Raw genomic sequence first — 24,237 nt, 5'->3', positions numbered from 1 at the left:
CGCGAAAGAATGGGGAAAACAATCCATGGCTATTTCCTGGCTTCCTAGCGGCGCGGCTTCTTGCCCTGTTTGCGACCGGCGCTGCCGGCGGCCTTCTTGACGGCCGCCTTCAGCGCCTGGATGGGCGATTTAGCCGTGCGCTCCGTGCTGGCGCTGCCGGCGCTGCGGCCTGAACTGCTGCTGCGGCTGCCGGAGCGGGTTTCCGTGCGCTTGCCGGCCGTCTTCTTGCCGGCCTTGCCGGTCCGCGGTTCGCCGGCATGGCGCGCGGCACCGCGTTCCTGGGCCGGCAACTCCGTCGCATGGCCGCCGGTCTTGTCCTTCATGGCGCGGCCGACCAGGTCCTGGCCTTCATTCACCAGGCGGAAATCAATCTTGCGGCCGTCCAGGTCCACCCGGCTGACCTGCACCCTTACCCGCGTGCCGATGGCGTAGCGGATGCCGGTGCGCTCGCCGCGCAGTTCCTGGCGGGCTTCATCGAAGCGGAAGTATTCGCCGCCCAGCTCGGTGATGTGCACCAGGCCTTCGACGTACATCGCGTCCAGCGTGACGAAGATGCCGAAGCCGGTAGCCGCCGTGACGACGCCGCCGAACTCCTCGCCGAGGTGCTCGCGCATGTATTTGCACTTGAGCCAGGCCTCGACGTCGCGGCTGGCTTCGTCGGCGCGCCGCTCGTTAGCGCTGCAATGCAGGCCGGCGGCCTGCCAGGCGAGTTCATCGGCACTGGCTTTTTTCGGTTTCTGGGTCGGCTCCTTGACGCGCGAAGCCAGCCGCTTGGACAGCTTGGCCTCAGCCTCTCCCGGCGTAGGCAGGGTCGGCAACTGGTATTTGGCCTTGTTGAGCACCGCCTTGATGACGCGGTGCACCAGCAGATCCGGGTAGCGCCGGATCGGGCTGGTGAAGTGGGTGTAGGCCTCGTACGCCAGGCCGAAGTGGCCGCTGTTCATGGGCGTGTAGATGGCCTGCTGCATGGAGCGCAGCAGCATCGAGTGGATTTGCTGCGCGTCCGGCCTGTCCTTGGTGGCCAAGGCGATCCTCTGGAATTCACCAGGTTCCGGGTCATCGCTGATCGTCATGCCGACGCCGGCCACCTTCAGGTAGTTGCGCAGCATCTCCTTCTTCTCGGGCGTCGGGCCTTCGTGCACACGGTACAGGCCCACATGTTTGCTCTGGGAAATGAAGTCGGCCGAGCAGACGTTGGCGGCCAGCATGGCCTCCTCGATCAGGCGGTGGGCCACGTTGCGCGTGCGGGGCACGATTTTTTCGATACGTCCCGCTTCGTCGCAGACGATCTGCGTTTCGGTGGTTTCAAAATCCACCGCCCCGCGCACGCCACGCTCCTTGAGCAAGGCCTGGTAAACGTCGTGCAGGTCGAGCAGGTGCGGCACCAGCGCCTTGCGCTGTGCGGCTTCGGGGCCGCGCGTGTTGGCCAGGATGGCGGCGACCTCGGTATAGGTAAAGCGCGCCTGGCTGAACATCACTGCAGGATAAAACTGGTAGGCATGGACCTCGCCCTTGGCGTTGACCAGCATGTCGCAGACCATGCACAGGCGCTCAACGTTGGGGTTGAGCGAGCACAGGCCGTTGGAGAGTTTTTCCGGCAGCATGGGAATCACGCGTCGCGGGAAATACACGCTGGTCGCGCGGTCGTAGGCGTCGATGTCGATGGCACTGCCGGTTTCCACATAGTGGCTCACGTCGGCAATCGCCACCAGCAGGCGCCAGCCCTTGCCGCGTCCGACCTTGGCCGGCTCGCAGTACACGGCGTCGTCAAAGTCGCGGGCGTCCTCACCGTCGATGGTGACCAAGGGCACGTCGCTCAGATCGATACGGTGTTTTTTGTCGGCCGGCCGCACGGCGTCCGGCAGGGAACGGGCCAGGGCCAGCGCCTCGTCGCTGAATTCATGCGGCACGCCGTATTTGCGCACCGCGATTTCGATTTCCATGCCGGGGTCGTCGATCTCGCCCAGCACTTCCTTGACGCGGCCCACGGGCTGGCCGAACAGCGCCGGTGGCTCGGTGAGCTGAACCACCACCACCTGGCCGACTTTGGCCGTGCCGGTGGCGCCTTTGGGAATCAGCACGTCCTGGCCGTAGCGCTTGTCCTCGGGGGCGACCAGCCAGACACCGCTTTCCTGCAGCAGGCGGCCGATGATGGGATTGGAGGAGCGCTCGATGATCTCGGTCACGCGGCCTTCGGGCCGGTTTTTGCGGTCATGCCGCACGATGCGCGCCTTGACGCGGTCCTTGTGCAGCACCGCGCGCATTTCGTTGGGTGGCAGGTAAATATCCGCCTCGCCGTCGTCGCGCAATACGAAACCATGGCCGTCGCGGTGGCCGGAAACGGTGCCCTCGAATTCAGCGAGCAGACCGGAGGAATGGGCGGGCGATCCGCCCGCATGGGAATGAGTTGTTTTGATAAAAAGTCTCTTTTTGTTGGAGGCTGCTGGCTTTGAGTATGCAGCCGAAATATTTCAGGAAAATTTGCGGGCCTGGGCCTCAGAAAGCGTTCAAGTAATGGTACACTGCTAGCTGTGCCCGGGTGGCGGAATTGGTAGACGCGCACGGTTCAGGTCCGTGTATCGCAAGATGTGGAGATTCGAGTTCTCTCCCGGGCACCAGATACACCAAACAGCTTTGCCAGACTCTGAAACGAGCTCTGGAAGAAAGCAAGATTAAAGCCACTGTGACCCAGTGGCTTTTTTTGTGGCCGGACCCCATCTTCAGGTCCGGCTTTTCATCCGCGGTCTTGATCAAACGGGCACGGCCACCAGGTCATGGCCCTGGGTCCCGACGATGCGGGCCCGGGTGAATTCGCCGACTTTCAGCGTCTTGCTGATTTTCTCGGGCGGCAACAGCTTGACCACGCCGTCGATCTCGGGTGCATCGGCATAGGAACGCCCGATACCGCCCTTTCGGCCCATTGCCGGTGCCGAATCCACCAGCACCTGCATGGTCGCGCCAATGCGCTGCTGAAGCTTCTGGCTGGACACCGCCTCGGCAACCGCCATGAAACGGGCGCGCCGCTCTTCACGCAATTCCATCGGCAGCATGCCGGGAATGTCGTTGGCCGTCGCGCCTTCCACGGCGCTGTAGGCAAAGCAACCCGCGCGGTCGATTTTGGCTTCGCGCATGAAGTCCAGCAGGTGCTCGAATTCCGCTTCAGTCTCGCCCGGGAAACCGGCGATAAAGGTGCTGCGGATCACGATTTCGGGGCAGATTTCGCGCCAGCGCGCAATGCGTTCGAGGTTCTTTTCGCCGCTGGCCGGCCGTTTCATGCGTTTGAGCACATCCGGGTGGCTGTGCTGCAATGGAACGTCCAGGTAAGGCAATACCTTGCCGGTGGCCATCAAGGGCAGCACCTCATCCACACTGGGATACGGGTACACGTAGTGAAGGCGCACCCAGGCGCCGTAGGGCTCGGCGATTTCGCCCAGCGCCTGCACCAGCTCCAGCATGCGCGTCTTGACAGGTTTACCGTCCCAGAAGCCGGTGCGGTATTTGACGTCCACGCCGTAGGCCGAGGTGTCCTGGCTGATCACCAGCAGTTCCTTCACGCCGCCCTCAAACAGTGCACGTGCCTCATTGAGCACGTCGCCTATGGGCCGCGACACCAGGTCGCCGCGCATCGAAGGGATGATGCAGAAGGTGCAGCGGTGGTTGCAGCCTTCGCTGATCTTCAGGTAAGCGTAGTGCCGGGGCGTGAGCTTGATGCCGGCAATGCCGAAGGCGTTGGGCACCAGGTCCACAAAGGGATCGTGCGGCTTGGGCAGGTTCAGGTGGACTGCGTCCATGACTTCCTGCGTGGCATGCGGGCCGGTCACAGCCAGCACGCTGGGGTGCATCTGGCGCACCAGGTTGCCGCCGTCGTCGCCGGCCTTGGCGCCCAGGCAACCGGTGACGATGACCCGGCCGTTCTCAGCCAGGGCCTCGCCGATGGTGTCCAGGCTTTCCTTGACCGCATCGTCGATGAAGCCGCAGGTATTGACGATCACCAGGTCCGCGCCTTCAAAGGTCTTGGAGGTCTGGTAACCCTCGGCGCTCAATTGCGTGAGGATCAATTCGGAGTCGGTCAGGGCTTTGGGGCAGCCCAGGCTGACAAAACCGACGCGAGGGGCGGCTTTGGGAGTGGCGGGTGCGGGTGGGGAAATAACTTCGCTCATGGGGTCTATTGTCTCAGGGCGGCAAGATTGATGGGGATCGCCAGAAATTCAATGGCCGGGATGCAAGGCAAGGCCCCCGGAGCGCAGGAACCGGAATGCACTTGCGGTGCATGAGGATTCCGAGCACCGCGCAACGCCGCCATGCGCCCGGAAATTGGATTTATGGCGATTCCCTATTTTTTGAGGCCGAAGGCCTGCAACATCTGCTCGCTCTGCTTTTGCATCTGCTCTTGCATCTGCGTGAAAACGGTTTTGGATTGCTCCACATAATTACCCATCATGCCTTGCATCATGGGCGACTGGGCGTTCATGAACTGCGCCCACATTTCAGGGCTCAGCCCTTTGGACTGCTCAGCCATCTTGACCTGCAGATCCATGAAGCTCTGGACATTTTTCTCCAGATAGGCGCCCATGAAGCCCTGCATCGCGTTGCCGTAAAAACGGATGATGTTGGCCAGCACCGCTTCGGTGAACATGGGCGCGCCGCCGGTCTCTTCCTCAAGAATGATCTGCAGCAAAATGCTGCGCGTCAGGTCTTCGTTGGTCTTGGCATCACGCACCACAAAATCAGCACTGTCCATCACCAGCTGACGAACCTCGGTGAGTGTGATGTAGGTCGACGTTTCGGTGTCGTAGAGCCGGCGGTTCGGGTACTTCTTGATCACACGGGACGCCGCAGCCTTGCCGGCAGCCCGGCCGCTTTTGGCGCCGGGATTGCCGTCGGCAGCGTCCTCACCCTGTGAAGGCGGAAGGCCGGATGCCGGGCTGGTGGATTTGCTTTTTGGCACTGATTTCTCCTCTGAATGACGGCCGGCATTGAGATGCCGGAGCTCCATACATTCTAGGAATTCTGATGTACTCAATCCCCTTGGTTTACCCTGTGTGATAGGCTCGCACCACCGTGGATGCGAAAGCCTGGACAGGAACCGTTCTGAGGGAATTGGTAGGCGCGATTGGACTCGAACCAACGACCCCCACCATGTCAAGGTGGTGCTCTAACCAGCTGAGCTACGCGCCTAAGGACTGTTCGAAGCTCGTATTGTAGCAAAGCAAAACGGCTATCTTGGCCCAGCCTCAAAAAATGCCGAAAAAAGAATCCGGCGGGCACCCTAACGGCGCCGCGCGGAGCGCACGCCCGGCACTTCGGCCACGATGCCCAGCACCTGGTTGAGGCGGCCTGATTGCGCGACTTCGACGGTGAAGGTCATCCAGGCGGTGCCGCCGCGGTTGTCTTTCACCGACTGCGTCTGCACGCCGATCACGTTCATTTTTTCCTTGGCGAAGACTTCGGAAATATCGCGCAGCAGGCCCTGCCGGTCGGCGGCCTCGACAGCGACATCCACCGGGTAGACCGCGCCGTCGGGCGTCTTGGGCGAATTCCATTGCACCTCGATCACACGGTCCGGGCTGCCGGCCGCCATGTTGCGGAAGTTGCTGCAGTCGCTGCGATGGATGCTGACGCCCTTGCCCTTGGTGACAAAGCCGAGAATCTCATCGGGCGGCGCGGGCTTGCAGCACTTGGCCAGTTGCGTCAGCAAGGATCCCATGCCGACAACCAGCACACCGCCCCCAGCCTTCTTTGCATTCGGGTTGGGCGCGCGCGCCTTTTTTGCCAGCACGTAATCGTCCTGGCTCAACACCGGCTCGGGCGGCCTCAGCATGTTTTCTATGGTGCGCAGGGACAACTCGTCCTTGCCGACCACCTCAAACAAATCATCGGCCGCCTTGAACCCAAGCTGCGCCGCCAGGTCGTCCAGTTTCATCGCGGTCTTGCCTTCGCGCTGCAGCAGTTTTTCCACGGCCTCGCGGCCGCGAGCCACGGTCTGCTCCATCGCCAGCGCGTTGAACCAGGCACGCACCTTGGACTTTGCCCGGTGGCTGCACAGAAAGCCCAGTTCAGGATTGAGCCAGTCGCGCGAAGGCCCGCCCTCCTTGACGGTGATGACCTCCACGGTCTGGCCGTTTTGCAGCGGTGTGTTGAGCGGCACCATGACGCCGTCGATGCGCGCGCCGCGGCAGCGGTGGCCCAGGCTGGTGTGCACGCTGTAGGCGAAGTCCACCGTGGTCGCGCCCTGCGGCAACTCCACAATGGCGGCGTCAGGCGTCAACACGTAAATACGATCTTCAAACAGTCCTTGTTTGTCATCCCGCGCGCGCTGGGCGGCGGGGCCCGAAAGATCGCGTTCCCAGGCCAGCAGTTGCCGCAGCACGGCGATCTTGGCGTCGTATTCGCTGCTGGCCGACACACCGCCATAGCCTTTGGTGCCGGCCTCCTTGTAGGCCCAGTGCGCGGCCACGCCGTGTTCGGCGTGGTCGTGCATGGCCTGGGTGCGCACCTGGATCTCCACCGCCCTGCCCGCGTCGTCGCGCACCACGGTGTGCAGCGACTGGTAACCGTTGGTCTTGGGCTTGGCGATGTAATCGTCGAACTCGCCGTCCACCGGCGTGAAGCGCGAATGCACAAAGCCGAGTGCCGCATAGCAGCCCTTCACGTCGGCGGCGATCACGCGCAGCGCGCGGATGTCGAAGACCTGTTCGAAGTCCAGCGACTTGCCGCGCATCTTCTTGACGATGCTGTAGATGTGCTTGGGCCGGCCCTGCACCAGCGCGGCGATGCCGTTCTGGTTCAACTCGCGCTCCAGCTGCGCACGCAGGGCTTCCATGAACCCTTCGCGCTCCACACGCTTTTCATCGAGCAGGCGCGCCGTTTGCTTGTAGGTTTCGGGCTCCAGGAAGCGGAAGGCCAGGTCTTCCATTTCCCATTTGATCTGCCAGATGCCCAGGCGGTTGGCCAGCGGTGCGAAGACGTGCAGCGACTCATAAGCCAAAGACAGCGGCGCGGCCTGCCGCGTCGCGGCATAGTGGCGCAGGGTCTGCAGGCGCGATGCCAGCCGCAGCATCACCACACGCAGGTCGCGCGAAAACGCCAGCAGCATCTTGCGCACGTTTTCCGTCTGCGCGGCCGGGTCGTCCAGCAACTGTGCCTTCGCATTGGCACTGCGCGCCTGGCGCTGCACCTGCACCAGCTTGGTGGTCTCCATGGCCAGCGCGGCGTAGTTGGCGCCGAAAGCCTTGGTGATCACTTCTTGCGGCTTGGTCAGGTGCTGGCAGGCATAGACCAGGTAAGTGGCCGCCTGCATGGCTTCCGAGCCGCCTATGGTTTTCAGGATGGACGCGACCGCATCGGCATGCGCGAGGATGTTCTCGCCCGTGTCGTGCGTTTCCGTGGCGATCAAGGGCTCGGCGAACGCGCGGGCCCGGGCCAGCGCATGCGGCTGGTCCGGAAGGCTGTCGGCCGTGGCGGTCACGATGGAGGCGTTCGCCCCCTGGGAGGCTGTCGGGCCACCGGGCCCGACCACATTGCTTTTCATGAAACTTCAGTCAAATAGTTAGCGGGCCTCAGCCCAGCAGAAATCCCGTCACGGCGGCGACCTGGTCTGCTGCGACCAGTGTGGGCGCATGTCCCACCCCCGAAAACTCGACCAGGCGAGCGCGCGGTCCGCGCTGTGTCATGGCCTGGGCCGTCTGGAGACTCAGCAGGTCGGACTGCTGGCCCCGTATCACCAGGGTTTCTGCCTTGATATTGTCGTAGAGCTGCCAGAGCATGATTTCACCCTGGCGCGCGGATTCCTCGGTCTCCAGCTTGAAAGGCACGGCGATGGCCGGGTCGTAATGCAGGCGCCACTTGGCATCGGCCGCCTCCGAGACACGCCTGAGCATGGGACGCGACAGCGCCAGCCACTGCTCGGGCGTGTGCGGGCCGAAGCTTTGGGAAATCGCCCACATCGCATCGGCCGCCTCCTGCACTGACCCAAAATGGCCCGCCTGCCCCAGATACATCCCAATCCGCACAATCGCCTGCCACTGGATGGCCGGGCCGACATCATTCAATACCAGCCGGCGCACCGGCGCCGGCAAGGGCAAGTCAGACGTTCCACACACCGCGACGCCGATCAGCCCACCCATGCTGGTGCCCACCCAGTCCAGTGAGCTAACAGGCGCCTGGGCGTGCAGCTGACCCAGCAGCGCCAGCACGTCGCCCGCATAGGTTCGCAACTGATAGCCCATGGGGTCCTTGAGCCAATCGCTTTCGCCCCGGCCCACCACATCAACGCAGACCACACGCAAGCCGCCCGGGCGGCCCGCGCTTTGCTCAACCAGCGCCCGCGCCAGCACGTCAAAGTCCCGCCCCTGACGCGACAGGCCGTGTACGCAAACCACCACGTTCGGGCTGTCGGCCCGGCCCCACTGCCAGTAAGCCATACGATGGCCGCCCGAAGCATCGGGGCAATTTACGTAGTTCAGCGTAGGTTGGGTCATGGCGTGGCAGTTCAATTCAAAGGCTTGATAATTGCTTGAGAAATCAACCCGGCGCGGCGTGCACAACGCGAGGTCCGGTCTCCCAGTTCAACCATCGTAAATCATCCGGAGAAACACTATGCTCAAAGGTAAAACAGCCCTCGTCACCGGCTCGACCAGCGGGATAGGCCTGGGCATCGCCAAGGCGCTGGCGGCGCAGGGCGCCAACATCGTCATCAACGGCTTCGGCGACGTGGACGGACCCAAGGCCGAGGTGGAAGCGCTGGGCGCGCGTGTGGCCTACCACGGCGCCGACATGAGCAAGGTCGCCGACATCGAGGACATGATGCGTTACGCCGCCGCGCAGTTCGGCCAGGTCGACATCCTGGTCAACAACGCCGGCATCCAGCACGTGGCCCGCGTCGAGAACTTCCCGGTCGAACGATGGGATGCCGTGATCGCCATCAACCTCAGCAGTGCCTTCCACGCCACGCGCCTGGCCCTGCCCGCCATGCTGGCGGCCAACGGCGGCAAGGGCTGGGGCCGCATCATCAACGTGGCCTCGGTGCACGGCCTGGTCGGCTCGGCCGAAAAATCCGCTTATGTCGCCGCCAAGCACGGCATCGTCGGCCTGACCAAGGTCACCGCGCTCGAGAACGCCACCACCGGCGTCACCTGCAACGCGATCTGCCCCGGCTGGGTGCTCACGCCGCTGGTGCAAAAACAGGTGGACGCCAAAGCCGCCGCCGGCAACATCAGCAACGAGGCCGCCACCAAACAGCTGCTGGGCGAAAAAGAACCTTCGATGCAATTCACCACGCCCGAAGAGCTGGGTGCGCTGGCGGTGTTTTTCTGCTCGCCGGCCGGCAACAATGTGCGCGGCGTGGCCTGGAACATGGACGGCGGCTGGGCCGCGCAATAACCGGCTCTTACAGCATCCGGCTCACGTAGCCGCCTATCGCCAGCGAACTCGTCAGCCCCGGCGATTCAATGCCGAAAAGATTGACCAGGCCCGCCACGCCGTGATCGCGCGGTCCCTGGATCATGAAATCCCTCGCGGCTTCATGGGGCGCCTGGATCTTGGGACGTATGCCGGCGTAGCCCGGCGTCAGCGCGCCGTCGGCCAGCGCGGGCCAGTATTTGCGAACCTCGGCATAAAAGGCCTCGCCGCGCGCCGGGTCCACCACCAGGTCTTCGGGCGAATCCACCCATTGCACGTCGGGGCCGAACTTGGCCTGGCCGCCCATGTCCACGGTGAGGTGCACGCCCAGGCCCGCGGCTTCGGGCACCGGGTAGATCAGGCGGCTGAACGGTGAGCGCCCCGGCAGCGTGAAGTAGTTGCCCTTGGCGTAATGGCTGGGCGGCACATGCTGCGCGGGCAGGCCCGCAAAGCGCGCGGCCAGTTGCTGGGCCTGCAAGCCCGCGGCGTTGACGACGGTGGTGGCTTCGAGTTCAGTGCCGTCCTCCGCTACCAGGTAAATCGCCTCCGGCCGGCACTCGGCCCGCGCCAGCGGCGAACTCAGCGCGACCAGCCCACCCGCGTTCTCCAGGTCACCCTGCAGTGCCAGCATCAGGCCGTGGCTGTCGACAATGCCGGTGCTGGGTGAATGCAGCGCGGCCACACATTCGAGTTGCGGCTCCAGCCCAAGGGCTTGCTCGCGCGTCAGCAGTACCAGGTCGTTCACGCCGTTGGCGGCTGCCTTGTCGCGTATGCCCTGCAACTGAGCGACCTGGGCCTCGCTGGTTGCCACGATCAGCTTGCCGCAGCGCCTGTGGCCTATGCCGCGCTCGGCGCAATAGGCATACAACAAGCCCTTGCCTTCCACGCACAGCTGCGCCTTGAGCGAGCCTTGCGGGTAGTAGATGCCGGCGTGGATGACTTCACTGTTGCGCGAACTGGTGCCCGTGCCTATCGCATCGGCGGCCTCCAGCACCATCACCTCCCTGCCCCGCAGCGCCAGCGCGCGTGCCACAGCCAGGCCCACCACGCCAGCGCCTATCACCACACAAGCGACTTTGTCCATCAGCGGCCTTCAAAACCTTCAATGACGTTAACGGCATTGGTGCCCAGCGCGGCGGCCGCATAGCCGCCCTCCAGCACAAACACTGTCGGCAGGCCCAGCTTGCCCAGGCGCTCACCAAGGCGGATGAAGTCGGCCGGCTGCAGCGCGAACTTGGAAATCGGGTCTTCGGCAAAGGTGTCCAGCCCCAGCGACACCACCAGCGCGTCGGCGCTGAAAGTACCAATGCGCAGGCAGGCCGCTTCCAGCGCCTCGAACCAGCGCGGCACCGTGCAGCCCGCCGGCAGCGGCAGGTTCAGGTTGAAACCCGCGCCCTCGCCCGCACCGGTCTCGTCGGCATGGCCCAGGTAGAACGGGTACTCGGTCATGGGGTCGCCGTGCAGGCTCACGAAGAGCACGTCGGCGCGGCCGTAAAAAATGCTTTGTGTGCCATTGCCGTGGTGGTAGTCGACATCGAGCACCGCCACGCGCGCCGCGCCGCCGTCGCGCAAGGCCTGGGCCGCGACCGCGGCGTTGTTCAGGAAACAATACCCGCCCATGAAATCGGGCCCGGCATGGTGGCCGGGCGGGCGGCTGCAGCAAAAGACGGCCCGCTCACTGCCGCTGCCCAGCAAGGCCGCGGCGCTGGCGGCGGCGTCCGCGCCGGCCTTGGCAGCCTGCCAGGTGCCGGCAGACAGCGGCGAGCCGTTGTCCATCGAATACAAGCCCAGCCGCGCGGTGAAATTGATGGGCTCCACGTCGCTGCGCAGGGTGCGCACCGGCCATACCGAGGGGAAAGGCTGGCGGCCATCGTTGCCGTCCTCCAATGCCACCCAGTCGCGCCAGGCATGCTCCAGAAACGCCAGGTAGCGGGCGGTGTGCACCTTGGCCAGCACCCCGCGGCTGTCGGCATGCGGCGTGCGCAGGACATGGCCGCGCTCGCTCAGCCGGGCTCTGACGTATTCGGCACGCGCCGGCGTTTCAAAACAAGGCACACGTTCGCCGCGGAAAAATTCGTACTGCGGGGCATGGGCGTGGTGGCTGTCGCTGAAAAAGGTGAGCATGGCGAATGGGTTGTTCAAGAAATGCCGGCGACGCCGACGGGTTTCAGAGCTTGCGCGGGTCGGTCTTGAGCAGCAACTCCACCAGCGAGCGCAAGCTGGCCTTGAGCGATTCGGCGCCCGGCGCCAACGCGAAGGTGTTTTCGTCCATGTAAAGCTTGCGGTTGATCTCCAGCTGGATGCTGTGCCGGTGTTCGGCGGGCCGGCTGTAGCGCCGGACCAGTTCCACGCCTTTGTAGGGATGGTTGTAGGCCACGCTGTAGCCGCGCGCCTTCAGGTGTTCGCACACCAGCCTGGACAAGGCCTTGCCGGCCGTCGTGCCTTCACGGTCGCCCACCACGAAGTCGGCGTGCGCTTCACCCGGAAAGTCCGTGGCGCTGCTCGAGGCCACCGCGGGCATGGAATGGCAATTGATGTGGATGCTGTAGCCGTGCTGCCCGTGGGCCGCGTCAATCGCCCGCGCAACGGCCGCGTGGTAAGGCTTCCAGCACTGCTCAATGCGCGCCTGGATTTCCGCCACGCCCAGCTTGCGGTCGTACAGCGGCACGCCTTCGTCCGTGGTGCGCCAGATCAGGCCTTTGCCCAGGCGTACCTTGGACAATATTTTGGGATCGGTCTCCACTGGCCCGGGCCAGGGCCCGTCCAGCAAGCTCACGTCCATTTCGGTGGTGTTGCGGTTGGCGTCCAGGTAGCTGCGTGGAAAGTGCGCTTCAATCCAGTGCACGCCCAGGCTGGGGGCAAAGTCGTAGAGCTTTTCAACGTGGGTGTCTTCGGCGCTGCGAAGCACGGCAAGCGTGCAGGCATGCCTGAAATCCGCCGGGTACACCGTTCCGCTGTGGGGAGAATCCAGGACCAGCGGCGTGCTTCCGGGCAGGTGGGTAATGAGCTGCATGCCTTGACTTTAGCACCGCAAAAATCGGCGCAAGCGCTTCGCAAGGCGGTACGCCATCACCCTCGCGCCGTGCGCAAACTTCCGTTTGTCCTACAGGGATTTAACGGTTGCACCCACAAAAACGAATCCCCCCGGCCCTTAAATTTCACGACGGAAAGCAACAACACGCGGCTGTTTCGCCACAAGCGTGACGCCGTCCATTCATCTCTTGAAGGAAACACCATGCCATCATTGACCCAAACCTTTTCAGCCACCGTACTGGCCGTGGCAGCACTGGCAGCCGCCACGGGCGCGCAAGCCCAGAGCTCGACGTCCAGCACCGGTATGTCGAGCAGCAACTATTCCTTTTATGCACCGGGTTCGCGCTATTTCGGCCTGAACGTCGGCCAATCGGACTTCTCGCTGCCCAGCGGCGCCGGTGGCTTCCCTTCGGACAACAAGGACACCTCGTACAACCTCTACGGCGGTAGTTATTTCAACAACAACTTCGGCCTGGAACTCGGCTATACCGATTTCGGCAAGGCTAACCGCGCCGGCGGACAGACGGAGGCACAGGGCATCAACCTGAGCCTGGTCGGCCGCCTGCCGCTGAGCAACGCTTTCAACCTGCTGGGCAAGGTCGGCACGACCTATGGACACACCCGCGTGTCGGCCTCGCCGCTGTCCGGCCTTCCTTCCGGCTCCGAGAGCGGTTGGGGCTTGTCTTACGGCATAGGCGCCGAATGGGCTTTCACCCCAGCCCTGTCGGCCGTGCTGGCGTGGGACGAGCATGACATGAAGTTCGTCGGCACCGGCAACGAGCGCATCAGCACCACCAGCCTGGGCCTGCGCTACCGCTTCTGATCGGCCTGCGGGCGCGCCTGCCGCGCCCGCCGCCACCAGCCCGCGCGCCTTGACAGGCCGCGGGCTTTTTCACATCTCAGGCGGGATCCCGCCTGAATTCGCCGATCCGGCCGGCGCCAGCATTTCCTGCAGCAGCCAGGTACCGGCGCGCCCCAGAGGGCGCTGGCGCGACCACACGGCATCGACCGGCACCCGCCGCGGCCAGCCGCGCGCGTCAAGTTCCGCCAGCTTGCCGGTGGCAAAGCGTGTGACCATCCAGCGCGGAATCGCCGCCCAGCCAAAACCCAGCACCGCCATTTCCATCAGCATGAGGTAGCTGGGCGCCGACCAGGCGCGGCGCGACTGGGGCAGGCCCTGGCCGCCCTGCTCCATATAAGTATCCAGCCGCAGTTCGCGGTAATTGGCCAGCAGGTCGGGTGTCAGGTCCTTGAGGCTGGCCAGCGGATGGGCGGTGGCGACGAACAAGGTGATTTCCGACTGCTCGGCAATCGTGGCCGCGCCGATATCCGGTGGGTAAGCGCTTTGCGCGGCCACCACGCCAATGTGCGCCCGCCCGGTCTGCACCAGCGAGACCAGGTCGCCGTGTTCGGCAATCAGGCATTCGAATTCAAGGTCGGGAAAGCGCTGCTCAAAAGCCAGCAGCATTTCCTCAAAGCGGTCCGACTGGTAGGTGTCCGACCAGACCACGCTGAGCTTGGGCTCCATGCCGCCGCCCAGCTGGCTGGCGGCGCGGTCCAGCCGGTCGCTCGCGGCCAGGATCTCCTGCACCCTGCCCAGCATCACCCGGCCATGCTCCGTCAGTGCCGGCTTGCGGGTGCCGCGGTCAAACAGGGTGATGCCCAGGTCGATCTCCAGGTTGGCAATCGCGGTGCTCACGGTCGACTGGCTTTTGCCCAGCTTGCGCGCCGCAGCCGAAAAAGAGCCCAGGGTGGCGGCTTCGGCAAAGGCGGTCAGGGCTTCCGGGGAATGGCGCATGGCGCGGCTTTCTATCTGTTTAATAGATGATTATTGATTTTAATCCATCCAAAATAACGATAAAAATACAGCCATAGCCATCCAGCGCCGTCAGTACCGAACCGGGCTGGAGCCCGACATCAAGCAGAAAGTGAAGTGCACCGTGAATCCGCAGAAATCAGTCAAGGAACGTTTTTTCCACGCCCTGGGGTTTGAAGTCCTGGCCATCGCCATCTGTGCGCCGCTGGGCGCCTGGCTGCTCGGTTATTCGCTGGCGCACATGGGCCTGCTGACCTTGATGGTCTCGCTCATGGCCATGAGCTGGAACATGGTGTTCAACGCCCTCTTCGACCAGGCGCAGCAACGCATGGGCTTTCAGCGCACGCTGGGCGCGCGCGCCGTGCACGCGGTACTGTTTGAAATCGGCCTGATCATCGCGGTGGTTCCGCTGGCCGCATGGTGGCTGGACATCGGCCTTTGGGAGGCTTTTGTGCTGGACATCGCCATCGTGCTGTTTTTCCTGCCCTATACCTTCTGCTTCAACTGGGCTTACGACCACCTGCGCGCCAAAGTCGTCGCCCGCAAGCGCCGCCAGAAGCAGAAGGCCTGCGCCTCGGTGGCCTGAACGATCCCGGGCGGCTAGGAGCCTGGGCGGCAGAAGGCATCAAAGCGAAAAGCGAGCCCAGCGAGGACAGTTTTTGCCGGGTTTGCAGACCCATAGCCGTAGCTATGGGGCAAAAAGCCGGTGAAAAATGGACGCTGCGCTGGCTTTGCAGCCGATGCGCCTCCTGCCGCCCAGGCTCCTAGCCGCCCCGCTTCATCATTTCATCTGCACGGAGCCCGACACGTTGACCAGCACCGTGCTTTTACCGGCTTCCACCGGGACGCTGGCATCGGCCATTTCGGCTTTGGCCGACATTGCCATCATGCGCGGGCGCGGCGGGCTGCCCTGGTCGTTGGCGTTGATGGAGACTTCGCGCAGGCTGTAGCTCGAAAAGCCGAAGCTGCGCGCCACTTCGCCGGCCTTGGCCTTGAAGCGCTCGATGGCCTGCGCCTGGGCCTCGCCCTCCACCCTGGCGCGCTGTTCGCGGCTCAGGGCAAAACTCACATTGCTCATGGTGAGGGTCTGGATCTTGCCCGCCGTGCCGGTGATGCGCGGAAAGTCCCTGCCTTCCAGTACCAGTTCGGTGGAGCCCTGCCAGCCGTTGATCTTGCCGTCCTTGCCGTAGCGCGGGTAGAGGCTGAAGTTGCCGGTGCGCACATCCATCTGGCCCGGCGCGGCCGCCTGCTTGGCCTGCGCCAGCGCGGTGTCCAGCGCCTGCTTGAGCTGGGTCTGCACAACGCCGGCATCGGTGCCGTCGCGCGTGGTGCTCAGGGAAATCGACAGCAGGTCCTGCTGCACTTCCACAGAGCCCGTGGCCGAGAGCTGGGCCACGTTCTGCAGGGTTTCGGGGTGCATGGTCTGGGCCATCACGCCGGAGGCGAAGGCAGCGCCCGCCAACAGGATACAGACGGCAATCGATTTGGAAGTTCGCATTGGAATTTACCTTTCAGGTGGTTGATCTTGCTTTTGGCCACAGTTGTGCAGCCGGGGAAAGACATGAAACGAAGAAGAAAACAAAAAGGGGTTGGAGAGGCCGGAAATAGAGGCCAGGGAGAGGCCAGGAATTTGGGGATTTGGCAAGTCGTGCCTGCCATGTGCCTGCCGGCAGCCGTTCAGTCGGCCGGATTTTTCCGGCGTGGCAAGTGACCCTTTTAAAGGGACGCCGGCGTTTCGCACAATGCGTGGGCCGCGATTTTCACATGCTCTTTCCCCGGCAGGTGTAGGAGGATTTCCATAATCAAATCCTGCGCGTGCATGCAGCCGCAACTTATGTAACAGTGTGTCAAAGTGACTGAAAAACGAGACATCGCGTGTTTTCAGCCTTCAAAATGGCTCTGTTACAAATTACCAGACGACTATGACCCAAGCCCAACCCAACGCCCGTGCCGACAAAATCCTGATCCTTGACGACGATGCCCGCATTCGCGACCTGTTGCGCCGCTACCTGGCCCAGGAGGGCTTCGAAGTGATCCTGGCCGAAGACAGCAAGGCCCTGAACCGCATCATGCTGCGTGATGCCGTCGACCTGATCGTCCTGGACCTGATGATGCCCGGCGAAGACGGCCTGTCCATCTGCCGCCGGCTGCGCGCCGCCAACGACCGCACCCCCATCATCATGCTGACCGCCAAAGGCGAGGACGTGGATCGCATCGTCGGCCTGGAGGTCGGCGCCGACGACTACCTCGCCAAGCCCTTCAACCCCCGTGAACTGCTGGCCCGCATCCACGCGGTGCTGCGCCGCCGGCCGACCGCCGAAGTGCCCGGTGCCCCATCCAGCGACCAGGAAGTCATCACCTTCGGCCCCTTCTCCTTCGACATGGGCCTGCGCACCCTGCACAAGAACGGCGAAGAACTGCCGCTGACCACCGGCGAATTCGCCATGCTGAAAACCCTGGTGCGCCACCCGCGCCAGCCGCTGTCCCGCGAAAAGCTGGCGCAACTGGCCCGCGGCCGCGAGTTCGAGCCCTTCGACCGCAGCCTGGACGTGCAGGTTTCCCGCCTGCGCAAGCTGATCGAAGTGGATGCGGCGGTGCCCCGCTACATCCAGACGGTCTGGGGCATCGGCTACGTGTTCGTGCCGGATGGCACTAACTAGCCCCCACGGTCGCTCACTTCGTGTAGCTTCCTGCCCCCCGGGGGGGCCGCCCGCCTGCGGCCTGGCAAAGCCAGTTCCGCGGCTCATGCTGGCTTGAAGAATTCCAGAGCCAGTGGGGGGCCGCTTGGACACGACGCGTGCCCGCAACAGGCGGCAACAGGCGGCAACAGCTTGCCTGCTGCCGCGCAGACTTATCGTGCTAACGTCCATGATCGATTGATAGTCCGCATTCGCGGCACGTACCCACTTTTTTATGGACGCCACCAACCCGGTCCCCCTTGAAACCGCCCCGGCACCGCTGGAGATGCGCCCGCGGCGCGGCTTCAGCCTGTTCTGGCGGACGTTTTTCTTTCTGGCTCTGCTGCTGTTCGGCTCCATCGTGGCCTGGCTGCAGACCTTCAGGGCACTCGAATCGGAGCCGCGCGCCATCCAGAGCGCGCAGCAACTGGCCTCGCTGGTCAACCTGAGCCGGGCCGCGCTGCGCTATTCCGACGCCATCGCCCGCGTCTCCCTGATCAAGACCCTGGCCGACGAGGAACGCGTGCGCATCACACCACGCGAGCCCAAGGACAAGTTCGACCTGTTCGAGAGCGACGAACTGGGCGAGCGCACCGCCGAGGAACTCAAGGCGCGGCTGGGCAACGGCACCGTCGTGGCCAGCAGCGTCAACGGCCAGAAGGGCCTGTGGGTGGGCTTTGCCATCGACGGCGACTCCTATTGGCTGCTCACCGATCCATCCAAGATTGGCCCGTCCCGCAACAGCACCTGGGTCATCTGGCTGATCACCGCTGCAGCGCTGTCGCTGGCGGGCGCGGCCTTTATCGCCCGATTGATCAACCGGCCGCTCAAGCAGCTGTCCTTCGCGGCCAGCCGCATGCGCGACGGCGACTTCGACGCCAGCCTGCTCGACGAGAAAGTCGCCACCAGCGAGATCCGCGAGGTCAACATCGGCTTTAACCGAATGGCCGAGCAGCTCTCCAAGATCGAACAGGACCGGGTCATCATGCTGGCCGGCATTTCGCACGACCTGCGCACGCCGCTGGCGCGCCTGCGCCTGGAAACCGAGATGAGCGTCACCGACGCCGACGCGCGCGAACACATGGCGGCCGACATCACCCAGCTCGACGCCATCATCGACAAATTCCTCGACTACGCCCGGCCCGAACCGCCGCGCCTGGAGCGGGTGTCGCTCAACGCGGTGGTCGATGCCGCGGTCTATGCCGTGGCCGACTACGAAGACATGCGCGTGACCGTCGCCATCCCCGACGACATGGCGGTGCTGGCCGACGAGGTCGAGTTGTCCCGCGTGATCTCCAACCTGCTGGAAAACGCCAGGCGCTACGGCAAGACGCCCGAAACCGGCATCGCGCTGGTGGACATCGCCGCCAAGAGCCGCGACCAGTGGGTGCTGATCAAGGTGCGCGACCATGGCATGGGCGTGGCGCCCGAAACCCTGTCCAAGCTCACGCGGCCGTTCTTTCGCGGCGACGCGGCGCGCACGGCAGCCACCGGCGCGGGCCTGGGCCTGGCGATTGTCGAGAAAACCATTCACCGCATGGGCGGCGTGTTCGGCCTGGCCAACACCGGCTCGGGCGGACTGGCCGCGCACATCAAGCTGCGCCGAAGCTAGATTTCTAGTACAGCAGCACCACGGCGCGGGCTTCCATACTCAGCCCTTGCCCGACCGGGCCCAGCTTCTCGGCCGTTTTGGCCTTGACGTTGACTTGCCCCACGTCCAGCTCCAGGGTTTTGGCGATGTTCGCCCGCATGGCCGCGATGTAAGGGGCCAGCTTGGGTGCCTGGGCAATCACGGTGCTGTCGATGTTGGCGATGCTGTGGCCGCGCTCCTTCAGCAGGCGCCCCACTTCCGCCAGCAGCACCGACGAGTCGGCGCCCTTGAAGCGCGCATCGGTGTCGGGAAAGTGCGAACCGATGTCGCCCAGGGCCGCAGCGCCCAGCAAGGCGTCGGTGATGGCATGCAGCAGCACGTCGGCGTCCGAATGCCCGAGCAGGCCCACGGTGTGGGGGATGTCGACCCCGCCGATGATCAGTTTGCGCCCGGGCACCAGCGCGTGCGTGTCCCAGCCCTCGCCGATTCGAAAGTTGACGCTGCTCATGGATGCCTTTGTCGGTTTGTGATGGGATTCGGCGCCTACTTGCCGCGCCGCCCGAAAATCGCTTCCGCCAGCGCGAAATCCTCCGGGTAGGTGACCTTGAAGTTCTCCGCGCTGCTGCTCACCAGCCGGGGCGCCAGGCCCACCGCCTCCATGGCGCTGGATTCGTCGGTGACGCGGTCGCCGGTTTTCTCCAGCGCGTCGATCAGCATGCCGATGCGGAACATCTGCGGCGTCTGCGCCAGCCATTTTTCGCTGCGGTCTATGGTGCTGGCCACGCGGCCGCCGTGCTCACTTTTGAGCGTGTCAGGCAGCTTTTGCGCCAGCAGGCCGCCCACGGCATCGTTGCGGCAGGCGGCAATCAGGGCTTCGATCTGTTCGGGCATCACCAGGCAGCGCGCGGCGTCATGCACCAGCACCCAGTCGTCCAGCGTGGCACCGCCGGGCTGCGCCACCATGGCCTTGAGGCCGTTGAGCACCGTCGCCGCCCGTGTCGCCCCCCCGCCCGGCAGCAGGTGCTCGTTGGGCTGCTTGTAATCAGGGAAGACGCTCGAAAACTCCTGGTCGGACGGCGAAATCACCACCCAGAGCGCGGCAAAAGTGCCCGAAAGCGCCCGGAAGGCCTCCACGGTGTGCTTCACCATGGGCAGCCCGGCGATCACCTGGTACTGCTTGGCCTGGACCGTGCCGGCGCGGCTTCCCTGCCCGGCACAGGGGATCAGGGCAAAAAAACGGGACTCGGAACGGGTATTGGCGCGGCTTGTCGTCATAACTTCATCATAGATTCTAAAATCACCGGATTGAACGCATGCAGGCACCCCACTCCGGATGGTTTGGGGTGCCTGCCTTTTGCCGAATGATTTTCCGATTGACTTGTTGAACACCTGGCCAGCCGCGCACCGCTCAATGCACCTACCTCCACTCGCCTCCGGCAAACGCTATACCCTGCCCCAGCCCGCCGGTTCCGCCGATGCCCTGCTGCTGGCACGCCTGGGCACACGCGAAAAAGCCGCCGGCAAGCTCACCGCCATCATCACCTCGGACGCCACCACGGCCCAGCGCCTGATGGACGAAATCGCCTTCTTCGCGCCGGAACTGCGCTGCGCCCTGTTCCCCGACTGGGAAACCCTGCCTTATGACACCTTCTCGCCGCACCAGGACCTGATCAGCGAGCGCCTGGCCACGTTGTGGCGCATCCAGCAACGCGACAAGGAAACCGGCGCCGACGTGGTCATCGTGCCCGCCACCACGGCGCTGTACCGGCTGGCGCCGCCCAGCTTCCTGGCCGGCTACACCTTCCACTTCAAGGTCAAGCAAAAGCTCGACGAAACGCGCCTGAGGGCCCAGCTCACGCTGGCCGGCTACAGCCACGTCACCCAGGTCGTCAGCCCCGGCGAATACGCAGTGCGCGGCGGGCTGATCGATTTGTTCCCCATGGGTTCGGCCGTGCCCTACCGCGTCGACCTGTTCGACAACGAGATCGACAGCATCCGCACCTTCGACCCCGACAGCCAGCGCAGCCTATACCCTGTGCCCGAAGTGCGTCTGCTGCCCGGCCGCGAATTCCCCATGGACGACGATGCGCGCGCCAAATTCCGCAGCCGCTGGCGCGAACTGCTGGACGGCGACCCGACCAAGAGCCGCATCTACAAGGACATGGGCAACGGCGTGGCCACCGCCGGCATCGAGTACTACCTGCCGCTGTTCTTCGAAGAAACCGCCACGGTGTTCGACTACCTCGGCAACGATGCCACGGTGGTGCTGCATGGAGACCTGGAGCCGGCCTTCCAGCGTTTCTGGCAGGACACCAAAGACCGCTACCGGCTGGTGCGCGACGCGCCCGACCGGCCGGCGCTGCCGCCCGAATCGCTGTTCCTGGGCACCGAGCAGTTCTATGCGCGTGCCAACGACTACGCCCAGCTGGCCATTCGCGCCACGGTGGAAGACGTGGCCGACAACGCCCAGTTCCAGAAGCTCGGCGAAATGGCCGTGGTGCGCGGCGCCGAAGACCCGCTGGCCAAATTCAAGGGCCATGTGCGCAACACGGCGCACCGCGTGCTGGTGCTGGCCGAAAGCGAGGGCCGGCGCGAAAGCCTGCTGGACTTCCTGCGCGCCAGCAGCGTCAGCCCGCCCGCCTTCGACTCCCTCGAAGACTTCCAGGCCAGCGACGAAAAACTCGGCATTGCCACCGCGGCGCTCAACACCGGCTTCAGCTGGCTCGAGGAAGGCATCGACTTCATCACCGAGACCGAGCTGTTCGCGGCCGGTGTCACGGTGCGCCGCCGCAACAAAAAGCAGGAGCAGGTCAGCGACGTCGAGGCGCTGATAAAGGATCTCTCGGAGCTCAACGTGGGCGACCCGGTGGTGCACAGCGCCCACGGCATAGGCCGCTACCGCGGCCTGATCAACATGGACCTGGGCCAGGGCGTGAATGCCGACGGCACACCGCTGCTGCAAGAGTTCCTGCACCTGGAGTACGCCGACAAGGCCACGCTCTACGTGCCCGTCAGCCAGCTGCACCTGATCAGCCGCTACACCGGCGTCAGCGCCGAGGAAGCGCCGCTGCACAAGCTGGGCAGCGGCCAGTGGGAAAAGGCCAAGCGCAAGGCCGCCGAGCAGATCCGCGACTCGGCCGCCGAGCTGCTCAACATCTACGCCCGCCGCGCCGCGCGCGAAGGCCATGCCTTCCGCTACTCGCCCGGCGACTACGAGACCTTTGCCAACGACTTCGGTTTTGAAGAAACCGCCGACCAGCGCGCCGCCATCCACGCCGTGATCCAGGACATGATCAGCCCGCGCCCCATGGACAGGCTGGTCTGTGGCGACGTGGGTTTCGGCAAGACCGAGGTCGCGCTGCGCGCCGCTTTCATCGCCGTCACCGGCGGCAAGCAGGTGGCCCTGCTGGCGCCGACCACGCTGCTGGCCGAGCAGCACTACCAGACGCTGGTGGACCGCTTCGCCAAGTGGCCGGTCAAGATCGCCGAGATGAGCCGTTTCCGCTCCGGCAAGGAAATCACAGCCGCCATCAAGGGCCTGGCCGACGGCACGGTCGACATCGTGGTCGGCACGCACAAGCTGCTGAGCCAGGACGTGAAGTTCGAGCGCCTGGGCTTGCTCATCATCGACGAGGAGCACCGCTTCGGTGTGCGCCACAAAGAGGCCATGAAAGCCATGCGCGCCGAGGTCGACGTGCTGACGCTGACGGCCACGCCGATTCCGCGCACGCTGGGCATGGCGCTCGAAGGCCTGCGCGACCTCAGCGTGATCGCCACCGCGCCGCAGCGCCGCCTGGCCATCAAGACCTTTGTGCGCAGCGAGAACAACGGCGTGATCCGCGAGGCCGTGCTGCGCGAATTGAAGCGCGGCGGCCAGGTCTACTTCCTGCACAACGAGGTCGAGACCATCCAGAACCGGCGCGAGAAACTCGAAGAGATCTTGCCCGAAGCGCGCATCGCCGTGGCCCACGGCCAGATGCCCGAACGCGAGCTGGAGCGCGTGATGAAGGACTTCATCGCCCAGCGCTACAACCTGCTGCTGTGCTCCACCATCATCGAGACCGGCATCGACGTGCCGACCGCCAACACCATCGTGATGAGCCGCGCCGACAAGTTCGGCTTGGCGCAGCTGCACCAGCTGCGCGGCCGCGTGGGCCGCAGCCACCACCAGGCCTATGCCTACCTGATGGTGCCCGACATCGAGGGCCTGACCAAGCAGGCCGGCCAGCGGCTCGAGGCTATCCAGCAGATGGAGGAACTCGGCTCGGGCTTTTACCTGGCCATGCACGACCTCGAAATCCGCGGCACCGGCGAAGTGCTGGGCGAAAACCAGAGCGGCAACATGCTGGAGGTCGGCTTCCAGCTCTACAACGAGATGCTCGGCGAAGCCGTGGCCTCGCTCAAGGCCGGGCGCGAGCCCGACCTGCTCTCGCCGCTCAGCGTGACCACCGAGATCAACCTGCACGCCCCTGCCCTGCTGCCCAACGACTATTGCGGCGACGTGCACCTGCGCCTTAGCTTCTATAAAAAACTGGCCACCGCCAAGAACACCGACCAGATCGACGCGCTGCTTGAGGAAATCGTCGACCGCTTCGGCAAGCTGCCGCCGCAGGCGCAGACGCTGATCGACGTGCACCGCCTGCGCGTGATCGCCAGGCCTTATGGCGTGGTCAAGGTCGATGCCGCGCCCGGCGCCATCAGCATCACCTTCAAGAAGGACCCGCCCATCGACTCGATGGCCATCATGCAGCTGATCCAGAAAAACCGGCACATCCGGCTGGCCGGCAACGACAAGCTGCGCATAGAGCGCGAGCTCGACAACCCCAAGGACCGCGCGCAGATGGTGCGCGACGTCCTGCGCTCACTCGGACAACCCACCACACCCACCACGGAAGCCACTCCCGCATGACCCCCGCAGAAATCTCTCCCGGCCTCGTCGTCAACGTCTCCACCCCCGACCTGAAGCTCAGCGGCTTCAAGCTGATCGCCTTCGACATGGACTCCACCCTCATCAACATCGAATGCGTCGACGAAATTGCCGATGCCGCCGGCCGCAAGGCCGAGGTGGCAGCCATCACCGAGGCGGCCATGCGTGGCGAGATCGCCGACTACAAGGAAAGCCTGCGCCAGCGCGTGGCCCTGCTCAAAGGCGTCAGCGTGGCCAGCATGGACCAGGTCTATCACGAGCGCCTCAAGCTCAACCCCGGCGCCGCCGAACTGGTACACGCCTGCAAGGAGGCCGGCATGAAGGTGCTGCTGGTCAGCGGAGGCTTCACCTTCTTCACCGACCGTGTCCGCGACGAACTCGGCATCGACTACACGCGCTCCAACGTACTCGAGGTTGAGGACGGTTTTCTAACCGGCCGCATGGTGGACCAGCCCTGGGGCGACATCTGCGACGGCGAGGAGAAACGAAAAATGCTGCTCGAGACCTGCGGCAAGCTGGGCATCAACCCGCTGCAGGCGATTGCCATGGGCGACGGCGCCAACGACCTGCCCATGATGGGCGTGGCCGGCCTCTCGGTGGCCTACCACGCCAAACCGCGCGTGCGCGAGCAGGCCATGGTAGCCATCAATGAAGGCGGCCTGGACCGTTTGCTGGAGCTTTTCAGCTGAGGCGCCTACACGGCCACATCGCGGCCGGCGCATCAATCCGTCCCCAATAAGTCAACGATCCCGCAGCCATAACACCTTATAAGCAGACACCTGAACCAAAAGAC

The 24,237-nt window shown here is 64.4% G+C and carries 19 protein-coding genes and 2 tRNA genes; 8 read left to right on the top strand and 13 right to left on the bottom strand.

The annotated features are described in order from the left end of the window. Window positions 1-44: 44 nt before the first annotated feature. On the bottom strand, window positions 45-2,417 hold the full coding sequence (gene rnr, locus ACSQ27_RS04300) for a ribonuclease R (RefSeq protein WP_436155397.1): 2,373 nt from the start codon (window positions 2,415-2,417) through the stop codon (window positions 45-47). Between the two features lie 116 nt (window positions 2,418-2,533). Between rnr and ACSQ27_RS04295 the strand changes: the two genes are divergently transcribed. Further along, window positions 2,534-2,618, top strand: a tRNA-Leu gene (locus ACSQ27_RS04295). 132 nt (window positions 2,619-2,750) lie between these two features. On the opposite strand, the gene rimO is transcribed toward ACSQ27_RS04295, so the two are convergent. From rimO to ACSQ27_RS04270, 5 genes are all read right to left on the bottom strand, one after another. Then, on the bottom strand, window positions 2,751-4,160 hold the full coding sequence (rimO, locus tag ACSQ27_RS04290) for a 30S ribosomal protein S12 methylthiotransferase RimO (protein WP_436154231.1): 1,410 nt from the start codon (window positions 4,158-4,160) through the stop codon (window positions 2,751-2,753). Window positions 4,161-4,333: 173 nt separating this feature from the next. After that, a complete protein-coding gene (gene phaR, locus ACSQ27_RS04285; RefSeq protein WP_436154230.1) occupies window positions 4,334-4,948 on the bottom strand; it encodes a polyhydroxyalkanoate synthesis repressor PhaR in 615 nt (204 codons plus the stop codon). 153 nt (window positions 4,949-5,101) lie between these two features. Next, window positions 5,102-5,178 (bottom strand) — tRNA-Val (locus tag ACSQ27_RS04280). Window positions 5,179-5,269: 91 nt separating this feature from the next. Then, entirely contained in the window at window positions 5,270-7,531 is a 2,262-nt protein-coding gene (locus ACSQ27_RS04275; protein ID WP_436154229.1) for a RelA/SpoT family protein, read from the bottom strand. A 28-nt stretch (window positions 7,532-7,559) separates the two neighbouring features. Then, on the bottom strand, window positions 7,560-8,480 hold the full coding sequence (locus ACSQ27_RS04270) for an alpha/beta fold hydrolase (RefSeq protein ID WP_436154228.1): 921 nt from the start codon (window positions 8,478-8,480) through the stop codon (window positions 7,560-7,562). 118 nt (window positions 8,481-8,598) lie between these two features. On the opposite strand from ACSQ27_RS04270, the gene ACSQ27_RS04265 reads away from it, so the two are divergent. After that, entirely contained in the window at window positions 8,599-9,381 is a 783-nt protein-coding gene (locus tag ACSQ27_RS04265; protein WP_436154227.1) for a 3-hydroxybutyrate dehydrogenase, read from the top strand. Between the two features lie 7 nt (window positions 9,382-9,388). Here the strand turns inward: ACSQ27_RS04265 and ACSQ27_RS04260 are convergent, their stop codons facing one another. From ACSQ27_RS04260 to ACSQ27_RS04250, 3 genes are read right to left on the bottom strand one after another with little or no spacing between them, the layout of a single operon-like run. Further along, on the bottom strand, window positions 9,389-10,483 hold the full coding sequence (locus ACSQ27_RS04260; protein WP_436154226.1) for an NAD(P)/FAD-dependent oxidoreductase: 1,095 nt from the start codon (window positions 10,481-10,483) through the stop codon (window positions 9,389-9,391). Further along, window positions 10,483-11,523, bottom strand: a complete 1,041-nt coding sequence (locus tag ACSQ27_RS04255; RefSeq protein ID WP_436154225.1) for a histone deacetylase family protein — start codon at window positions 11,521-11,523, stop codon at window positions 10,483-10,485. The genes ACSQ27_RS04260 and ACSQ27_RS04255 overlap by 1 nt, the downstream gene beginning before the upstream one ends. 43 nt (window positions 11,524-11,566) lie before the next feature. Then, complete coding sequence (locus ACSQ27_RS04250) at window positions 11,567-12,412, bottom strand: N-formylglutamate amidohydrolase (protein ID WP_436154224.1); 846 nt, start codon at window positions 12,410-12,412, stop codon at window positions 11,567-11,569. Window positions 12,413-12,634: 222 nt separating this feature from the next. Here ACSQ27_RS04250 and ACSQ27_RS04245 point away from each other — a divergent pair, with 222 nt between their 5' ends. After that, window positions 12,635-13,255, top strand: a complete 621-nt coding sequence (locus tag ACSQ27_RS04245) for an outer membrane beta-barrel protein (RefSeq protein ID WP_436154223.1) — start codon at window positions 12,635-12,637, stop codon at window positions 13,253-13,255. 69 nt (window positions 13,256-13,324) lie between these two features. Here the strand turns inward: ACSQ27_RS04245 and ACSQ27_RS04240 are convergent, their stop codons facing one another. Further along, entirely contained in the window at window positions 13,325-14,230 is a 906-nt protein-coding gene (locus tag ACSQ27_RS04240) for a LysR family transcriptional regulator (protein WP_436154222.1), read from the bottom strand. Window positions 14,231-14,372: 142 nt separating this feature from the next. Here ACSQ27_RS04240 and ACSQ27_RS04235 point away from each other — a divergent pair, with 142 nt between their 5' ends. Continuing rightward, complete coding sequence (locus ACSQ27_RS04235; protein WP_436154221.1) at window positions 14,373-14,834, top strand: multidrug/biocide efflux PACE transporter; 462 nt, start codon at window positions 14,373-14,375, stop codon at window positions 14,832-14,834. A 195-nt stretch (window positions 14,835-15,029) separates the two neighbouring features. Here the strand turns inward: ACSQ27_RS04235 and ACSQ27_RS04230 are convergent, their stop codons facing one another. Further along, window positions 15,030-15,746, bottom strand: a complete 717-nt coding sequence (locus tag ACSQ27_RS04230) for an SIMPL domain-containing protein (RefSeq protein WP_436154220.1) — start codon at window positions 15,744-15,746, stop codon at window positions 15,030-15,032. 424 nt (window positions 15,747-16,170) lie between these two features. Between ACSQ27_RS04230 and ompR the strand changes: the two genes are divergently transcribed. Further along, the gene (gene ompR, locus ACSQ27_RS04225) at window positions 16,171-16,908 is read left to right on the top strand and encodes an osmolarity response regulator transcription factor OmpR (protein ID WP_007866319.1); all 738 of its coding nucleotides are present in this window, start codon (window positions 16,171-16,173) and stop codon (window positions 16,906-16,908) included. A 253-nt stretch (window positions 16,909-17,161) separates the two neighbouring features. Continuing rightward, the gene (locus ACSQ27_RS04220) at window positions 17,162-18,538 is read left to right on the top strand and encodes an ATP-binding protein (protein ID WP_436154219.1); all 1,377 of its coding nucleotides are present in this window, start codon (window positions 17,162-17,164) and stop codon (window positions 18,536-18,538) included. Between the two features lie 4 nt (window positions 18,539-18,542). Here ACSQ27_RS04220 and ispF read toward each other — a convergent pair whose 3' ends face one another. Further along, window positions 18,543-19,025 carry a 2-C-methyl-D-erythritol 2,4-cyclodiphosphate synthase gene (gene ispF / locus ACSQ27_RS04215; protein ID WP_436154218.1) on the bottom strand — a complete coding sequence of 161 codons (483 nt, stop codon included), beginning with the start codon at window positions 19,023-19,025 and terminating at the stop codon, window positions 18,543-18,545. Window positions 19,026-19,060: 35 nt separating this feature from the next. After that, complete coding sequence (gene ispD / locus ACSQ27_RS04210; protein WP_436154217.1) at window positions 19,061-19,792, bottom strand: 2-C-methyl-D-erythritol 4-phosphate cytidylyltransferase; 732 nt, start codon at window positions 19,790-19,792, stop codon at window positions 19,061-19,063. 136 nt (window positions 19,793-19,928) lie between these two features. Here ispD and mfd point away from each other — a divergent pair, with 136 nt between their 5' ends. Both mfd and serB read left to right on the top strand, forming a co-directional pair. After that, window positions 19,929-23,426, top strand: a complete 3,498-nt coding sequence (gene mfd / locus ACSQ27_RS04205; protein ID WP_436154216.1) for a transcription-repair coupling factor — start codon at window positions 19,929-19,931, stop codon at window positions 23,424-23,426. Continuing rightward, the gene (gene serB / locus ACSQ27_RS04200) at window positions 23,423-24,133 is read left to right on the top strand and encodes a phosphoserine phosphatase SerB (RefSeq protein WP_436154215.1); all 711 of its coding nucleotides are present in this window, start codon (window positions 23,423-23,425) and stop codon (window positions 24,131-24,133) included. The genes mfd and serB overlap by 4 nt, the downstream gene beginning before the upstream one ends. Window positions 24,134-24,237 lie beyond the last annotated feature (104 nt).

Source organism: Polaromonas sp. LjRoot131, assembly GCF_964252805.1.
GTDB lineage: Bacteria > Pseudomonadota > Gammaproteobacteria > Burkholderiales > Burkholderiaceae_C > Polaromonas.
Note: the sequence above shows the minus strand (reverse complement) of the source record. Positions and strands in the feature narration are given on the sequence as shown.

Bases quoted from the DNA above. Each gene is read 5' to 3' on its own strand.
- rimO (WP_436154231.1), bottom strand. From the start codon at position 4,160: ATGAGCGAAGTTATTTCCCCACCCGCACCCGCCACTCCCAAAGCCGCC.
- ACSQ27_RS04275 (WP_436154229.1), bottom strand. From the start codon at position 7,531: ATGAAAAGCAATGTGGTCGGGCCCGGTGGCCCGACAGCCTCCCAGGGG.
- ACSQ27_RS04270 (WP_436154228.1), bottom strand. From the start codon at position 8,480: ATGACCCAACCTACGCTGAACTACGTAAATTGCCCCGATGCTTCGGGC.
- ACSQ27_RS04265 (WP_436154227.1), top strand. From the start codon at position 8,599: ATGCTCAAAGGTAAAACAGCCCTCGTCACCGGCTCGACCAGCGGGATA.
- ACSQ27_RS04260 (WP_436154226.1), bottom strand. From the start codon at position 10,483: ATGGACAAAGTCGCTTGTGTGGTGATAGGCGCTGGCGTGGTGGGCCTG.
- ACSQ27_RS04255 (WP_436154225.1), bottom strand. From the start codon at position 11,523: ATGCTCACCTTTTTCAGCGACAGCCACCACGCCCATGCCCCGCAGTAC.
- ACSQ27_RS04250 (WP_436154224.1), bottom strand. From the start codon at position 12,412: ATGCAGCTCATTACCCACCTGCCCGGAAGCACGCCGCTGGTCCTGGAT.
- ACSQ27_RS04245 (WP_436154223.1), top strand. From the start codon at position 12,635: ATGCCATCATTGACCCAAACCTTTTCAGCCACCGTACTGGCCGTGGCA.
- ACSQ27_RS04240 (WP_436154222.1), bottom strand. From the start codon at position 14,230: ATGCGCCATTCCCCGGAAGCCCTGACCGCCTTTGCCGAAGCCGCCACC.
- ACSQ27_RS04230 (WP_436154220.1), bottom strand. From the start codon at position 15,746: ATGCGAACTTCCAAATCGATTGCCGTCTGTATCCTGTTGGCGGGCGCT.
- ompR (WP_007866319.1), top strand. From the start codon at position 16,171: ATGACCCAAGCCCAACCCAACGCCCGTGCCGACAAAATCCTGATCCTT.
- ACSQ27_RS04220 (WP_436154219.1), top strand. From the start codon at position 17,162: ATGGACGCCACCAACCCGGTCCCCCTTGAAACCGCCCCGGCACCGCTG.
- ispF (WP_436154218.1), bottom strand. From the start codon at position 19,025: ATGAGCAGCGTCAACTTTCGAATCGGCGAGGGCTGGGACACGCACGCG.
- ispD (WP_436154217.1), bottom strand. From the start codon at position 19,792: ATGACGACAAGCCGCGCCAATACCCGTTCCGAGTCCCGTTTTTTTGCC.
- mfd (WP_436154216.1), top strand. From the start codon at position 19,929: ATGCACCTACCTCCACTCGCCTCCGGCAAACGCTATACCCTGCCCCAG.
- serB (WP_436154215.1), top strand. From the start codon at position 23,423: ATGACCCCCGCAGAAATCTCTCCCGGCCTCGTCGTCAACGTCTCCACC.